The organism is Rhizobium sp. LjRoot30, from assembly GCF_964253915.1.
Taxonomy (GTDB): domain Bacteria; phylum Pseudomonadota; class Alphaproteobacteria; order Rhizobiales; family Rhizobiaceae; genus Metarhizobium.
Genome location: NZ_CAXUSG020000001.1, coordinates 122,813 through 136,599 on the forward strand (window position 1 = coordinate 122,813; position 13,787 = coordinate 136,599).

The 13,787-nt window shown below is 62.1% G+C and carries 16 protein-coding genes; 9 read left to right on the plus strand and 7 right to left on the minus strand.

Going from position 1 to position 13,787, the window contains the following annotated elements; genetic code table 11:
• Positions 1-5 precede the first annotated feature (5 nt).
• Together ACSQ3I_RS00605 and ACSQ3I_RS00610 are read left to right on the plus strand one after the other, a co-directional pair.
• Positions 6-368 carry an EamA family transporter gene (locus tag ACSQ3I_RS00605; RefSeq protein WP_435995300.1) on the plus strand — a complete coding sequence of 121 codons (363 nt, stop codon included), beginning with the start codon at positions 6-8 and terminating at the stop codon, positions 366-368.
• The gene (locus ACSQ3I_RS00610) at positions 368-697 is read left to right on the plus strand and encodes a hypothetical protein (RefSeq protein ID WP_435995302.1); all 330 of its coding nucleotides are present in this window, start codon (positions 368-370) and stop codon (positions 695-697) included. The genes ACSQ3I_RS00605 and ACSQ3I_RS00610 overlap by 1 nt, the downstream gene beginning before the upstream one ends.
• Before the next feature lie 6 nt (positions 698-703).
• On the opposite strand, the gene ACSQ3I_RS00615 is transcribed toward ACSQ3I_RS00610, so the two are convergent.
• A complete protein-coding gene (locus ACSQ3I_RS00615; RefSeq protein WP_435995304.1) occupies positions 704-1,690 on the minus strand; it encodes a Gfo/Idh/MocA family protein in 987 nt (328 codons plus the stop codon).
• 233 nt (positions 1,691-1,923) lie between these two features.
• On the opposite strand from ACSQ3I_RS00615, the gene ACSQ3I_RS00620 reads away from it, so the two are divergent.
• Complete coding sequence (locus ACSQ3I_RS00620; protein WP_435995306.1) at positions 1,924-2,874, plus strand: aldo/keto reductase; 951 nt, start codon at positions 1,924-1,926, stop codon at positions 2,872-2,874.
• 72 nt (positions 2,875-2,946) lie between these two features.
• Here ACSQ3I_RS00620 and ACSQ3I_RS00625 read toward each other — a convergent pair whose 3' ends face one another.
• Positions 2,947-3,639: a 2'-5' RNA ligase family protein gene (locus tag ACSQ3I_RS00625; protein WP_435995308.1), complete on the minus strand. Its 693-nt coding sequence runs from the start codon at positions 3,637-3,639 to the stop codon at positions 2,947-2,949.
• A gap of 169 nt (positions 3,640-3,808) precedes the next feature.
• Between ACSQ3I_RS00625 and ACSQ3I_RS00630 the strand changes: the two genes are divergently transcribed.
• From ACSQ3I_RS00630 to ACSQ3I_RS00650, 5 genes are all read left to right on the plus strand, one after another.
• Entirely contained in the window at positions 3,809-4,363 is a 555-nt protein-coding gene (locus ACSQ3I_RS00630; protein ID WP_435996222.1) for a DUF922 domain-containing Zn-dependent protease, read from the plus strand.
• A gap of 179 nt (positions 4,364-4,542) precedes the next feature.
• Positions 4,543-5,505 (plus strand): ABC transporter permease, encoded by a 963-nt coding sequence (locus ACSQ3I_RS00635; protein ID WP_435995310.1) that lies wholly within the window; start codon positions 4,543-4,545, stop codon positions 5,503-5,505.
• A 13-nt stretch (positions 5,506-5,518) separates the two neighbouring features.
• A complete protein-coding gene (locus ACSQ3I_RS00640; RefSeq protein ID WP_435996224.1) occupies positions 5,519-6,466 on the plus strand; it encodes an iron chelate uptake ABC transporter family permease subunit in 948 nt (315 codons plus the stop codon).
• Positions 6,463-7,221, plus strand: a complete 759-nt coding sequence (locus tag ACSQ3I_RS00645) for an iron ABC transporter ATP-binding protein (protein WP_435995312.1) — start codon at positions 6,463-6,465, stop codon at positions 7,219-7,221. Before ACSQ3I_RS00640 ends, ACSQ3I_RS00645 begins: the two co-directional genes overlap by 4 nt.
• A 504-nt stretch (positions 7,222-7,725) precedes the next feature.
• Positions 7,726-8,514 carry a hypothetical protein gene (locus ACSQ3I_RS00650; protein WP_435995314.1) on the plus strand — a complete coding sequence of 263 codons (789 nt, stop codon included), beginning with the start codon at positions 7,726-7,728 and terminating at the stop codon, positions 8,512-8,514.
• Positions 8,515-8,617: 103 nt separating this feature from the next.
• Here ACSQ3I_RS00650 and guaA read toward each other — a convergent pair whose 3' ends face one another.
• From guaA to ACSQ3I_RS00670, 4 genes are all read right to left on the minus strand, one after another.
• Positions 8,618-10,180, minus strand: a complete 1,563-nt coding sequence (gene guaA / locus ACSQ3I_RS00655; protein WP_435995316.1) for a glutamine-hydrolyzing GMP synthase — start codon at positions 10,178-10,180, stop codon at positions 8,618-8,620.
• Positions 10,181-10,324: 144 nt separating this feature from the next.
• Positions 10,325-10,963 carry a 5'-methylthioadenosine/S-adenosylhomocysteine nucleosidase gene (locus ACSQ3I_RS00660; RefSeq protein ID WP_435995318.1) on the minus strand — a complete coding sequence of 213 codons (639 nt, stop codon included), beginning with the start codon at positions 10,961-10,963 and terminating at the stop codon, positions 10,325-10,327.
• Positions 10,960-11,343, minus strand: coding sequence for a PaaI family thioesterase (locus tag ACSQ3I_RS00665; protein ID WP_435995320.1), 384 nt, complete (start codon positions 11,341-11,343; stop codon positions 10,960-10,962). Before ACSQ3I_RS00665 ends, ACSQ3I_RS00660 begins: the two co-directional genes overlap by 4 nt.
• Before the next feature lie 130 nt (positions 11,344-11,473).
• Complete coding sequence (locus ACSQ3I_RS00670; RefSeq protein WP_435995322.1) at positions 11,474-11,926, minus strand: TspO/MBR family protein; 453 nt, start codon at positions 11,924-11,926, stop codon at positions 11,474-11,476.
• A gap of 81 nt (positions 11,927-12,007) precedes the next feature.
• On the opposite strand from ACSQ3I_RS00670, the gene ACSQ3I_RS00675 reads away from it, so the two are divergent.
• Positions 12,008-12,556: an N-acetyltransferase family protein gene (locus ACSQ3I_RS00675; protein WP_435995324.1), complete on the plus strand. Its 549-nt coding sequence runs from the start codon at positions 12,008-12,010 to the stop codon at positions 12,554-12,556.
• Between the two features lie 139 nt (positions 12,557-12,695).
• Here the strand turns inward: ACSQ3I_RS00675 and ACSQ3I_RS00680 are convergent, their stop codons facing one another.
• On the minus strand, positions 12,696-13,787 hold the full coding sequence (locus ACSQ3I_RS00680) for a DUF1513 domain-containing protein (protein ID WP_435995326.1): 1,092 nt from the start codon (positions 13,785-13,787) through the stop codon (positions 12,696-12,698).

The following is a 13,787-nucleotide window of genomic DNA, read 5'->3' on the forward strand; positions in this document are numbered from 1 at the left end:
GGCCGATGTTCTCCTCCCTTCCTCTCGCCACATGGGTCGGGCTTCTGGGCACGCCGCTGCTGATTGCGGCCGGGCAGGTGCTGTTCAAACTGACCAGCGCGTCTGCCGGCGATTTCAGCGCACGCAGTCTCATGCAGCTGGCATTCAACCCGCTGCTGCTCGCCGCCCTGGCGCTCTACGGCTTCGGCACGCTGGTCTGGATCTACGTGCTGAAATCGGTGCCGCTGACGATTGCCTATTCCTTCATGGGGCTGACATTCTGCTTCGTACCGCTTTTGGCGCAGGTCTTCTTGGGCGAGGCCGTGACCTTGCGTTATGCCTTCGGCGCCGTGCTGATCGTCGCCGGCATGATCGCGATCAACGCCTGATGCGCCTTGCCCGTTTCATCTTCGCGCTGATCGCCGGTTTCCTGCTTGAGGCGCTGGTGCTGCATCTGCTGCATGCGGGAAGCGGTGGCACGGCGTTTCTGCCCGGCCTTGCCGCGCTTGCCGCCGCCATGGCGGCGATGTGGGTCATCGCCGCCGGAAGAAGAGCGCGCTATCTCCTGCTGCTGACGGCGCTGTTCGGCTACGGCCTGTTCGCCGCCCTGGTCTTCGGTTCACCGGATATACAGCCTGTGACGGCGCGCCTCCTGTCGTCGCTGGCCGCCGTCGCCTTTGCGCTGTTCGGTTACGTCCGCTTCGTCAGCCGGAGTTAAGACGGCTCAAACCGTCTCCCAGCCATCCTTCTCGCTGGCGCGGTAAATGGCGTCGATGACCTTCTGGTTCAGCTTCGAGCTTTCGAGCGTCACCACTTCCTGATCCTCGCCGCCGGCCGCGCGGGCAAAAGCTTCCGCCTCGCACTTGTATTGCCGGCTGTCTTGGAAGCGGAAGACGCGGGATTCGTTGTGGTTGCGGTTGGTGAGTTCGATTTCTTCGGCGCCATAACGGTCGGCGTTGAACGGCGACTTCACCTCGATGTAACCCTCGGTGCCGTGGAACACCATCACCTGGCGATGCGCCAGCTGGGTGGAGATATAGAAGGTCAGCTCGAAATCGCCGAAATCCGCCTTGACGCTGGAATAGATGTCGGTGCCGAATTCCGGGTCGCGCTCGGTGACGGCCTGGATGCGCTTCGGCTCCTTGCCGGTGACGAAACGGGTGCTGATCGTCGGGTAGACGCCAATATCGGGCAGGCCACCGCCGCCGAGTGAGGGCACGTTGCGCATGTTGCCGGGATCGCGGTTGAAATAGGTGAACGCGCCCTGCACATGCTTCAGCGCGCCAATTGCGCCGTCCTTGATCAGTTCACGCACCTTCAGCCATACCGGCGCGTAGGTCACCATATAGGCTTCCGTCACCAGCACGTTGTTGCGGTTGCGGGCTTCGATCAGCACGTCGATCTCATCGGCATTCAGCGCCAGCGGCTTTTCCACCAGCACATGCTTGCCGGCATCCGCCGCCTTGACCGACCACTCGACATGCTGCGAGGTCGGCAGCGGAATGTAGACGGCGTCGATCGTGTCGGAGGCGAGCATTTCTTCGTAGGAACCGAAGGCATGCGGCACGGAAAAGCGGTCAGCCATTTCGCGCGCCCTTGCAAGGTCGCGGCTGGCAATGGCGGTCACCACGCAGTTTTCGGCGTCCTGGATGGCAGGCACCACGAGTTCGCGGCCGATCTTGGCGGTGGACAGAATTCCGAAGCGCAGCATGTTTTCATCTCCCTGGCTGGTCTTTGGCCGCACCATAGGCAGGGGCAGGGGGTGATGCAATGGCGGCCAGCGATCGACATCGCTTTCGCGGGCCAAATGCTTTCGGGCCAAATGCTTTCACAGGCCAAATGCTTTCACGGGAATGAGAATGGCATTTGGCAAAAAGCGCCGCTAGTCTGCGCTGCCCGGTGTTGCCGGGTCTTTCAGTCCGTTCTCATCCTGGAGTTTTCATCATGAATTTGCGTCCCCTTGGGCGAACCGGCCTCAAGATCGCCCCGCTGGTGTTCGGCGGCAATGTTTTCGGCTGGACGGCCGACGAAAAGACGTCTTTCGACCTGCTTTCCGGTTTCTTCGATGCCGGCCTCAACACGGTCGACACGGCGGATGTCTACTCGTCCTGGGCACCGGGCAACAAGGGCGGCGAATCGGAAACCATCATCGGCAAGTGGCTGAAGAGCGGCGCGGTTTCGCGCGACAAGGCGATCATTATCACCAAGGTTGGTTCCGATCTCGGCGAAGGCCGCAAGGGCCTGTCGCAGAAATGGATCGTGCAGGCCGTCGAGGATTCGCTGAAGCGCCTGCAGACGGATTACATCGACCTCTATTTGTCGCACTGGCCGGATGCCTCGGTGCCTTACGAAGAAACGCTGGCCGCCCATACGAAGCTGAAGGAACAGGGCAAGATCCGCGCCATCGGCGGCTCCAACCTCGATGCCGGGCAATTGCAGGCGTCACTCGATGCGGCTGCGAAAAACGGCCTGGGGCGTTACGACGTGCTGCAGCCGGAATACAATCTCTACGACCGCGGCGGCTTCGAGGGTGCGCTAGCCGACCTCTGCCAGGCAGAAGAAATCGGCGTCATCACCTATTTCAGCCTGGCCTCCGGTTTCCTCAGCGGCAAATACCGGACGAAGGACGATACGGCCGGCAAGGCACGCGGCAGCGACGTCGAGAAATACCTCGACGACAAGGGCCTGCGTATCCTGGCGGCTCTCGATGAAATCGCCGCCGAAACCGGCGCAAAACATGCGGAAATCGCGCTTGCCTGGCTGATGGCCAAGCCGGCGGTGACAGCACCGATCGCCAGCGCCACCAGCCTGCCGCAGCTCGAAAGCCTGGTAAAGGCGGCCACCCTGACGCTTCCGGCAGACGCGATTGCCTTGCTCGACAAGGCCGGCGCATAAATTGAGGAGCGACGTTCGGCGGCCAAACGACCGCCGAACGTCACGTCGGCCGATCTGGCCAGCCTCTCGGTGTCAGTCATGGTCCAGCGATAGCGGCCAGTCACCGTGATTGACATACCGCGTCTGGCCGTAAAAGCTTTCGATCAGGCGAAAGCCACCGGCTCTCCAGACGATCGGTTCGTCCAGCCGCCGCGTCTCGATCGGCGTTTGCCGCTGGTGATAAAATAAGGTCATGTGCGGTGTGAAGCCACCCGGCTTCGAGGAGATCACCCCGGCTTCCGAAAGCACCTCCACCACCTGTCGCTGCGAAAACGACAAGGCATCATTCGGGTGGTTGCTGCACAGCACCAATGCTCTCTGCCGATTCTTGACACGAAAATCGACCGTATGGTCGAGCCTGACCTCAAAATCCGGGGCATCAAGTCTGGATAGGGCCTCGCTGGCGGCAAAGAGTACCGGATACGGTGTCTTCGGATAATCACCGATGAAGCAGAGAGTACTGTGAAGAATGTGCAGCGGCCGCAGACTGGCCGCAAGGCGTTGTTGATGGCTCATCGTTTCGGCGATGGCGTAAGCCCTGGCGGCAGCCTGCATGCCCGGCATCAGGGCAACGAAGATCCGTTGCAGACCGGTCTTGTCAGGCAGGTGCGGCGGCGGCTTCCGCTTGCCGGCACCTGGCAAAAACATCTCCTGCTGTCCTGCGGCGGATCGGGGGCTGGATTTCCTGGGCATGACGCGTGACCTCCCTGAGAAAGAACCGATCATAACCGCTTCCGGATAGACATAAAGAACAAAAAGTGAACATTTTCTCACGAAATACCGCGTCACCTTGATTGAAAGTGGGCCGCCCGCCCTTTAGGTTTGCCGCAATCTTGATGATGTCCCGAGGATTCACGTGAAAATAAGCCTGCATGGTCTGCTTGTGCCTTTTCTGATGCTGTTGCCCAATGCTGCGCAGGCCGAATGGCAGGCGGTGGAACAGGTGAAGACCTATTCGATATCGGGGCAAACCGGCGCAGCACTGTATCAGTCGATCGGCGAGCGCGGCCCGAATGTCGGCGTCGGCGGGCGTGTCATCGCCCACACCACCTTCAAGCTGACATGGACGCGGAAATACGAAACGCGCGATAATGCCTGCGTGCTTGCCACGGCGAGGCCGAAGCTGATCATCACCTATACACTGCCGAAGGTGGCCGGCCGTTTGCCGGAGGGGCTGCGCCAGAGATGGGAGATTTTCATCGACGGTGTCGCCGCCCATGAGCGCGTCCACGGAGACACCATCAAGGCGATGGTGCACAAGATCGAAGCCGCCACCATCGGCCTGACCGTTCCCGACGATCCCAAATGCCGCAAGATCAAGGATGAGATGAACACGCGGCTCGGCGGACTGTCCCAGGCGCAACGCCAGGAAGGCCGTGATTTCGACCGCGTCGAACTCAGTCCCGGCGGCAACGTCCACAACCTCATCCTGCAGCTCGTCAACGATTGACCGGTGCAAGCAAAGCGAATGGCCGGCGGCCGGTCACGCGATCCCGGCATCGGGGCTCCACGGCCGCCTTGCCGCCCCGACAGAATGCCGCGAACCGATTGACATCGGCGCTGAACAAGGGCTGATGGGGCCGGACGGCCATTCTGGCCGTTTGCCGTTCCACACATGTCGCCGTCACGATGCTGTCGTTCAAGTTCTTCCTCGCATTGCTGTTTCTCGTCGTGCTGGCTGTGACGAGCCTTTTCGTCGGCGTCAGCGACGTGTCTCTGGCCACTCTCTGGTCGGGCGACAGAACCGCGATGCTGGTGCTGTTCGAAAGCCGCATTCCGCGCCTTCTGGCGCTGATTTTCGCCGGTGCCGGCATGGCTGTGTCCGGTACCATCATGCAGATGCTGGCGCGCAATCGGTTCGTCGAGCCCTCCACGGCGGGCACGGTCGAATGGGCAAGTCTCGGCATGCTCTTCATTCTCCTGCTGGCGCCCGGGCTGCCGGTCTATGTTCGCATGCTGGTATCCACCGGCTTTGCGCTGGCCGGCACCGCCATCTTCCTGCTCGTCCTCCGGAAAATCCCGTTGCGCTCGCCGCTGATGGTACCGCTCATCGGCATCATGCTCGGCGGCGTCGTCGATGCCGGCACCACCTTCTTCGCCTATCGCTATGACATGCTGCAATCGCTGGCCAGCTGGACTACCGGCGACTTTTCCGCCGTGCTGCGCGGCCGCTACGAATTGCTCTGGGTTTCGTTGTTCCTGACCTTGCTTGCCTATGTCGCCGCCGACCGGTTCACCGTCATCGGCATGGGTGAGGAGTTCGCCACCAATCTCGGGCTCAACTACCGCCGCGTGACGGCGTTCGGCCTCGTCATCATTTCCGTGGTCACCGCCTGCGTCGTCGTCACCGTCGGCATGGTGCCCTTCGTCGGCCTGATCGTACCCAACATCGTCAGCATGGTGACCGGCGACAGCCTGCGAAAATCCTTGCCCTGGGTGGCCTTGTGCGGCTCGGGTCTGGTGCTTGCCTGCGATATCGTTGGCCGGGTGGTCATCGCACCGTTCGAAATCCCGGTCGGCACTGTGCTTGGCGCCGTCGGCAGCGCCTTCTTCCTTTATCTCGTCTTGAGGAGGCAAGCCGGTGTCGCCTGAGACGAAGCGGCAGATGCCGCCGCTTGGAATCCTGCTGGTGGCCGGCGCCATCGCGCTGGTGGCCTGCGTCCTGTTCATGACGCTCGGCGCCAAGGGCAGCTGGAGTTTCATCCTGCCTTTCCGCGGCAAGAAGCTTGCCGCCATGCTGCTCGTCGCCTTTTCCATCGCCGTTTCCACCGTGCTGTTCCAGACGATCACCAACAACCGCATCCTGACGCCGTCGATCATGGGTTTCGACGCGCTTTACGCGCTGATCCAGACGGGGTTCATCCTGGCGTTCGGCGCAGCGCGGGTCTCGTCTGCCGATCCGCGGCTGATGTTCCTGGTGGAGTGCGGCGCGATGATCGCGTTTTCCTGCGTGCTGTATCGCTGGCTGTTTTCCGGCGCCGGGCGCAGCCTGCACCAGCTTCTGCTTGTCGGCATCATCTTCGGCGTCTTGTTCCGCAGCCTGTCGCAATTCATGCAGCGGATCATCGATCCCAATGATTTCATCGTGTTGCAGGACCGTCTGTTCGCCAGCTTCAACACGGTGGAAAGCGACCTTCTCGGCATCGCCGCGCTGATGATCGCCGTTGCCATGCTCGTCGCCTGGCGCGTCGCCCATACGTTCGACGTGCTGTCGCTCGGCCGCGAGATGGCGATCGGGCTCGGCGTCGCGCATCGCCGCGTCACGACGATCATCCTCGTCGTCGTCGCCGTGCTCGTTTCGGCCTCGACGGCGCTGGTCGGCCCGGTCACCTTCTTCGGCCTGCTGGTCGCAAACCTTGCCTACGAGGTGATGCCGGACAGCCGGCACCGCCATGTTTTGCCGGCCGCCGTGCTGTTCGCCATGATCGCGCTGGTCGGCGGCCAGATCGTGCTCGAACGCATCTTCGCCTTCGACACGGCACTCGGCATCGTCATCGAATTTGTCGGCGGCCTGTTCTTCATCCTTCTGCTGATCCGGGGAGCGGCCAGATGATCCGCATCGACAACGTCTCGAAACGTTATGGCAACACGCTTGTCGTCGACGGCGTCAGCCTGACACTGGCTTCCGGCGGCCTCACCTCGATCATCGGCCCGAACGGCGCGGGAAAATCCACCCTGCTGTCGATGATCAGCCGTCTGATCGGCATGGATGCCGGAACGGTGACGGTGGACGGACTGGACGTCACGAAGACGCCCGGCGATGTGCTGGCGCGACGCCTGTCGATCCTGCGGCAGGACAACAACATGACCGCGCGGCTGACGGTGCGCGATCTCGTCGCCTTCGGCCGCTATCCCCACAACAAGGGCCGGCTGACGGTGGATGACGGCCGCCATATCGACCAGGCGCTCGCCTATCTCGACCTCGAAGAGCTGAAGGGAAGGTTCCTCGACGAGCTGTCCGGCGGCCAGCGCCAACGCGCTTTCGTCGCCATGGTGCTCTGCCAGGATACCGATTACATGCTGTTCGACGAACCGCTCAACAATCTCGACATCAAACATGCGGTGACGATGATGCGCCTGTTGCGCCGCGCGGCGGAAGATCTCGGCAAGACCGTCGTCGTGGTGCTGCACGACATCAATTTCGCCTCCTGCCATTCCGACCGCATCATCGCCATGAAAGGCGGCCGTGTCGCCGAGCAGGGAAGCCCGGAAGAGATCGTTCGCGCCGAGGTGCTCGAAGCCATCTACGGTACGTCGTTTGCCATCCACATGATCGACGGCCAGCGCATCGCAACGTATTTCCGGTAGGTTGGCCGCTCTGTCTCAGGGAGGCGCAGGGCCTATACTGCTCTGGCCGAATGGAAGCCATTATTCCCCAATATTATCGATGGATGGATTTAACGTGTTGAAATAACATCGTTAAAAATACCCTTGATGCAAGCCTGACGTCGGCCAGTTCGTCAAAGCGGCGCGGTTTGAAATCATTGCATTTTTCGGAATAATCTCAAAACCCGAACTTTCGGGAACGATCGTTGGGTGAGGAACGCGGGAGATAGTCCGACTCGATCCGTGCGTTCCGTCGATTTCACTCCATAGCCAACCCTGGAGGATCGCATGCGCCGACTGACTATCTCATATCTATCGTGTGTGCGATCCATCGGGCTCGCCTTTGTCACCCTTTTGATGTTGCACTTTGCGCAGGGGAGGCAGGCCGAGGCTGCAGAGCCGCTTTTCGATCCGCCGGTGGGAAGCCGCTGGATCATTGAGACGAGGCGCGACACCATCGAGACAAGGTCGGATGGAAGCCGCACCTTGAAGATCGTGTCCCGCGCCGAACTGACCATCGATGAAAAAACGCCGGATGGCTTCCGCATCACCTATATCCGGCGTGGCACCACGGGAGAGGGCGACGATTCACGATTGCCGCTCATTCGTTCGGCAACGCAGGCGCTCGACAATATTCCGGTTCGAGCGACCACTGACCTGAGCGGCAAGCCGGTTCGCGTCGACAATCTCGAGGAAGCCAAGGCCGCCTTGCTCGCCGCGGCCGACCGGATCACCGCGCCGTTCAAGGACAAGCCCGAAACCGTGGCGGTGCTCAATCAGATCATGTCCGGCTTCATTTTCGCCGATCCCGCATCGGCCGCCCAATCCTATCTGGACGACCTTCCGCAGCTTGCCATGGCGCAAAACACCGGCATGGCGCTCGGTGAAACCAGGCATTCCTCGGATACCACAACCAGCCCGCTGGGCGGCGGCACACTGAAAACCAGCTCCACCTTCCAGTTCCTCGAAGCAGACCCGGATCGTGGGCGGCGCATTTTTACCAACACGACGGTCTATGATCCAGACTCGGTGAATGCCATCGTTCGATCCCTGACCGCACGGGTAATGGCAAATACAAGCGACAAGGCAACCCCTGCCCAGATCGAGAGCATCGTCAGGCAGATGGAGGTCTCTCTCGACGAGCGCGTGATGTATGAGGTCGAGGACGGCATGACGCGCCAGATCACCGAGAAGTCTGTCACTGTCGTGCGTGCCATGGGCCGCGGTCTCGACAAGACGCAAATCCGAATAATCACCGTCACCCGTGCGCCGTAGCTCAGAGCGTTTCCGCCTTTCTCAGAAACGCGAAAACGCTCTATCCTTTTGGTCTCAGTCGTTCACGGAGACCAATAGCGTGCAATCGCAGGCGATGCCTTGCTCATTCCCACTCGATGGTGCCCGGCGGCTTCGAGGTCACGTCGTAGACGACGCGGTTGATGCCACGCACCTCGTTGATGATGCGGGTGGCGGCGCGACCTAAAAATTCCATGTCGTAGTGGTAGAAATCCGCCGTCATGCCGTCCACCGAGGTGACGGCGCGGAGGGCGCAGACGAATTCGTAGGTGCGGCCGTCGCCCATGACGCCGACGGTCTGCACCGGCAGGAGCACGGCAAAGGCCTGCCAGATGGCGTCGTAGAGGCCGGCCTTGCGGATTTCGTCGAGATAGATCGCATCCGCCTCGCGCAGAATCTCCAGCTTGTCGCGGGTAATGCCGCCGGGGCAGCGAATGGCGAGGCCTGGACCCGGGAAGGGATGGCGGCCGATAAAGCTGTCGGGCAGGCCGAGTTCGCGGCCGAGCACGCGCACCTCGTCCTTGAACAGCTCGCGCAGCGGTTCGACCAACTGCATGTTCATGCGATCCGGCAGGCCGCCGACATTGTGGTGGCTCTTGATGGTGACCGAAGGGCCGCCGGTGAAGGAGACGCTTTCGATCACGTCCGGATACAGCGTGCCCTGCGCCAGGAATTCAGCGCCGCCGAGCTTCTTCGCCTCTTCCTCGAACACCTCGATGAACAGGCGGCCGATGGTCTTGCGCTTGGTTTCGGGGTCGCTTTCGCCTTCCAGCGCCGAGATGAAGCGGTCGGAGGCATCGACGTGCAGCAGGTGCAGATTATAGTGCTCGCGGAACATGGCGACGACATCGGCCGCCTCGTTCTTGCGCATCAGGCCGTGGTCGACGAGGATGCAGGTCAGCTGTTCGCCAACGGCCTCGTGGATCAAAAGGGCTGCGACGGAACTGTCGACACCGCCGGACAGGGCGCAGATCACCCGCTTGTTGCCGACCTGGTTGCGGATCGCCTCGACGGCGCGGGCCCGGTAGGCCGACATCGTCCAGTCGCCCTTGAGGCCGGCGATATTGTGTACGAAGTTGGCAATCAGCTTGGCGCCATCGGGCGTATGCACCACTTCCGGGTGGAACTGCACGGCGTAATATTTCTTCGCCTCGTTGGCGATGAAGGCATAAGGCGCGTTCGGCGACGTGGCGACGACTTCAAAACCTTCCGGCAATGCGGTGACGCGGTCGCCGTGGCTCATCCACACCTGATGGCGCGAACCGAGCGACCAGACGCCGTCGAACAGGGCGCAATCCTTCTCGACGTCCAGGAAGGCGCGACCGAATTCGCGGTGATGGCCGCTTTCCACCTTGCCGCCGAGCTGCATGCACATGGTCTGCTGGCCGTAGCAGATGCCGAAGATCGGCAGGCCGCTGTCGAAGATCGCCTGCGGCGCCCGCGGCGAACCTTCGTCGACCGTCGAGGCCGGGCTGCCGGACAGGATAATCGCCTTCGGCTTGAGCCGGGCGAAACCTTCTTCGGCGGATTGGAACGGCACGATTTCGCAATAAACGCCGGTTTCGCGCACGCGCCGGGCAATGAGCTGCGTGACCTGGCTGCCAAAATCGATGATGAGGACGGTGTCGGACGGTGCTGTCTGGGTCATGGCGAGCCTTTAAAGAAAAGTACCACGGCATGCAATCGCCGGAACGGATTTATATTGTCCTGATTGTGCCGAAAAAACGGTGTTTCGCCACCTGTTTTCCCGCATCCCGGAGGCAAAACCGCACGGCACTTTTGCTGGAACTGCTCAGAACCAGAAAACGCCGTCTTCCAGCGCCGTGAACAGGCTGTCGACGGCATAGGAGAGCTTGCGGTCGACGATATGCAGGTACTCCGTCCAACTGCCGATGTGGGTCAGCTCTTCCTTGCCGTCGGAAATGCCGCGCAGGCCGATCAGCGGCAGCCGGTAGAGCTGGCAGGCGCGCAGCACCGCATAGGTCTCCATGTCGACCATGTCGGCATTGATCGTCTCATAGGTGGCGCCCGACACGATATTGGCGCCGGTGGAGAGCGTCGCCTCGGGGATGCCGGGGATGCGCAGCGGCATTTCCAGCACGGCCGGCAGGTCGAGAAACGGCGTCTGGCCGCGCTCGAAGCCGAGCGGCGAGGCGTCCATGTCGCGGTAGGAGACGGATGTCACCTGGTAGACATCGGTCTGCGTCAGTTTCGGCGAGCCGGCCGAGCCGAGCGAAACGACCAGGTTCGGCAGGTCGTCGCTGGCCTCCAGCGCCGCGAGCGCCCTGGTCAGCATGATCGCCGCTTCCACCGGGCCGACGCCGGTCATCAGCGGCGAAATGCGCGATTTCAGGAACGGCCCGTATTCCGCATTCGCCGCCATGACGAACAGGATCGATTTCCCCGACACTTCCTTCAGTTCGAACTTCATCCCGTTATCCCCTCGCGCCCGCGGATGACCATCATCGTTCCGGTCATCGAGGCGATCAATTTGGCTGGTCCGTCGCTGATCGCATAAGCTCGGCCATCGGCGACGATGATGGTCGAGCCGGGTTTGGTGACGTCGCCGCGAAACAGGAAACGTTCCCCGCGGCCCGGCGACATGAGGTTGACCTTGAATTCGATGGTCAGGATCGAGGCATCCGGATCGATGACGCTGTAGGCGGCATAACCGCAGGCGGAATCGAGTGCCGCGGAAATCACCCCGGCATGCAGGAAACCGTGCTGCTGCGTCAGTTTCGGATCGAAATTCAGCTCGATCTCCACGGAGCCGTGTTCGACGCGGGTCAGTTCCGCCCCGATCGTCTCCATGGCGCGTTGCCGCGCAAAACTGTTGCGAATCCGCTGTTGAAAATCGCCGTGAATCACCGAACCCCCGTCCCCTTCGCACGTGCGAAATTGGCATGCGGCCGATGTCAGGACAAGCGGTCGAATTGTGAAATCAGTTCAAATAAACGATGGATGCGTTCAGGAGTGTCGCAAAACCTACCCACAGTGCATAGGGCACGAAAAGCAGGGCCGAAACGCGGTCGAGACGCCAGCGGCGGACGATGAAAAGAAGGATGGATAGCAAAAGCAGGATGATAATGCCGAGACCCAGCGCCGGCCGTTGGGCACCGAAGAAGACCGGCGACCAGAGGAAGTTCAGGATCATCTGAGAAAGCCAGAGCGCCATCGGCGGGGATGCCCTTTCCCGCAGGAAGGTGCGGGCGCCGGCAATGCCGATCAGCACGTAGAGGATCGACCAGGCCGGCGCAAACAGCCAGTTCGGTGGCGTGAAAAATGGCTTTGCCAGCGATTGGTACCATTCGCCGGGCAGGAAGATGGAACCGATGAGGAGGCCGCCGCCGAGTGCTGCGGCGATGAAGAGGGCATGGGTCGCGATTGTTCTCATGCGCTTCAAATTAGCGCGGCACGAAGCGCAATCCAGCGCCGCAAGCTTGGGACCGGCGCAAAAATATGGTCTACTTCCGCCATGAGCAACAGGGCCGACATCGAGATTCGCAAGGGTCGGGCAGCCGATCTTCACGGCATTGCCGAAGTGCTGGTCGCCACCTGGCGTTCCACTTTCGCCGACATGCTGCCGAGTGCGTTTCTCGATGCCATGACGGTCGAGGAGCAGATGCAGCGGCATCGCCGGCGGATGCTGGCACCGGACGCGAGTTATCTCGTTGCCGCGCACAGGCAGGATGGCCGCATCGTCGGCATTGCCAGCAGCGGCCCTTCGCGCGTGCCGCGCATGCCTTATGGGGCGGAGCTTTATTCGCTCTATGTGCTCGATGCCTTCCAGGGTTTCGGCATCGGCCAGGGGCTTGTGCGTGCCGCCGCTTTCGATGCGGTCCAGCGCGATCGCCGGTCCATGCTGGTCTGGGTGCTGGCCGACAATCCCAATCGCCGTTTTTATTCGCGGCTTGGTGCCGTGCCTGTCGGCCGAGCGCCGGTGACCATTGGCGGCGTCACGCTCGGCCAGGTCGGTTATGCCTGGGACGATCTGGCCGGACAGTTCGGGCTGGAGATGGCATAGATCAATTCCAGCAAAAGTGCGTAGCGGTTTTGCGTCCGGAATTGCGTGGAAACAAAAGGATAGAGCGTCTCCGCCTTTCTCCGCCTTTCTCCGAAATTCGAAAACGCTCAGCACTTTTGCTGGAATGGCGCCAAGGCGCTCAGCCTCGCGCCGCCAGCCGGACGATGTGCTGGTCCCAGGCAACAGGGCTGTGGCGGTCCTGAAACGCACCGCGATAGGAGGAGACGGCGAAGCCGTGCGCAGCCGGCGCCACGCCGGCGGCATCGGCAAGGGTGCGGCTTTGCGTCACCCGTCCGGACTTGGCGTCGAGGGTCACCGCCATGCCACCGCCGGCCGGCGAGGTGATACCCACCAGCCCGTCGCGGCGGTTGACGGCGATGGCGCCGACATAGTTGCCAAGCCCGATGGTCACATCCTCCGGCAGCGACACGAAAGCGAGGTCCTCACCCCTGGCGAAATGGCCGATCAGCGGCGGGAGGTCGTTGCGCGGCCCCTCGTACTGGCAGGCGAACCAGACGCGGCCGCCGGCATCGACATCGACATGCCGGGTGGAAAGTTGTCTCAAGGACGGCGGCAGGCCGTGCCGTTCGATCAGCGCGCCGCTCGATGCGTCGATCAGGGCCAGCGACGGCTCCATGTGGTCGAGGTTGAGTTTGGTGCGGCCGAAATCCGGATGGGTCTCGATGCCACCATTGGCGGCGATCAGCATGCGGCCGTCGTCGGAAATGGTAAGGTCGTGGGTCCCGATGCCGAAGGCGGAGTATTCGCCGGTGCGGGCAAAACCGGCCGTCGCATCGTAGATGCCGATCATGCCGCTATTGGCCTCGAAATCGTTCTCGCTGGCATACAGCAGCCGGCCATCCGGCGAAAAGCAACCATGGCCGAAATAATGCCGCCCCTCTGGCGCCGAGAGGATCACGGGTTCCGAACGGCCGGAGAGGTCCAGGACCATCGCGAAGGTGCCGGGCCGGCGGGCAAAAGCGACGGTGCGGCCGGTCGCCGGGCTGAAGGCCATGCCGTGGGCGCGGGCGGGCAGGTCGAACCTGTCGACGATCTCGCCGCGTTCGGTCAGCGTCGCGATGCCGTAGCCACCATCGGCGCCGCGATAGGCGGAGGCGAAGACGGCGTCGCTGCGGCCGAGCGCAAACGCCGCCCGGGGCGATAGTCCGGCCAGGAAGGTCAGGCCCGCCGCCCTGACGAAATCGCGCCGGTCGATCAACGCGCCACGCAA

What these genes read in the sequence shown, in the direction of transcription:
- ACSQ3I_RS00620 (WP_435995306.1), top strand. Translation starts at nt 1,924, where the DNA reads ATGAATTTGCGTCCCCTTGGGCGAACCGGCCTCAAGATCGCCCCGCTG.
- ACSQ3I_RS00610 (WP_435995302.1), top strand. Translation starts at nt 368, where the DNA reads ATGCGCCTTGCCCGTTTCATCTTCGCGCTGATCGCCGGTTTCCTGCTT.
- ACSQ3I_RS00625 (WP_435995308.1), bottom strand. Translation starts at nt 3,639, where the DNA reads ATGATCGGTTCTTTCTCAGGGAGGTCACGCGTCATGCCCAGGAAATCC.
- ACSQ3I_RS00640 (WP_435996224.1), top strand. Translation starts at nt 5,519, where the DNA reads ATGCCGCCGCTTGGAATCCTGCTGGTGGCCGGCGCCATCGCGCTGGTG.
- ACSQ3I_RS00670 (WP_435995322.1), bottom strand. Translation starts at nt 11,926, where the DNA reads ATGAGAACAATCGCGACCCATGCCCTCTTCATCGCCGCAGCACTCGGC.
- ACSQ3I_RS00615 (WP_435995304.1), bottom strand. Translation starts at nt 1,690, where the DNA reads ATGCTGCGCTTCGGAATTCTGTCCACCGCCAAGATCGGCCGCGAACTC.
- ACSQ3I_RS00645 (WP_435995312.1), top strand. Translation starts at nt 6,463, where the DNA reads ATGATCCGCATCGACAACGTCTCGAAACGTTATGGCAACACGCTTGTC.
- ACSQ3I_RS00630 (WP_435996222.1), top strand. Translation starts at nt 3,809, where the DNA reads ATGCTGTTGCCCAATGCTGCGCAGGCCGAATGGCAGGCGGTGGAACAG.
- ACSQ3I_RS00660 (WP_435995318.1), bottom strand. Translation starts at nt 10,963, where the DNA reads ATGAAGTTCGAACTGAAGGAAGTGTCGGGGAAATCGATCCTGTTCGTC.
- ACSQ3I_RS00635 (WP_435995310.1), top strand. Translation starts at nt 4,543, where the DNA reads ATGCTGTCGTTCAAGTTCTTCCTCGCATTGCTGTTTCTCGTCGTGCTG.
- ACSQ3I_RS00675 (WP_435995324.1), top strand. Translation starts at nt 12,008, where the DNA reads ATGAGCAACAGGGCCGACATCGAGATTCGCAAGGGTCGGGCAGCCGAT.
- guaA (WP_435995316.1), bottom strand. Translation starts at nt 10,180, where the DNA reads ATGACCCAGACAGCACCGTCCGACACCGTCCTCATCATCGATTTTGGC.
- ACSQ3I_RS00665 (WP_435995320.1), bottom strand. Translation starts at nt 11,343, where the DNA reads ATGGAGACGATCGGGGCGGAACTGACCCGCGTCGAACACGGCTCCGTG.
- ACSQ3I_RS00605 (WP_435995300.1), top strand. Translation starts at nt 6, where the DNA reads ATGTTCTCCTCCCTTCCTCTCGCCACATGGGTCGGGCTTCTGGGCACG.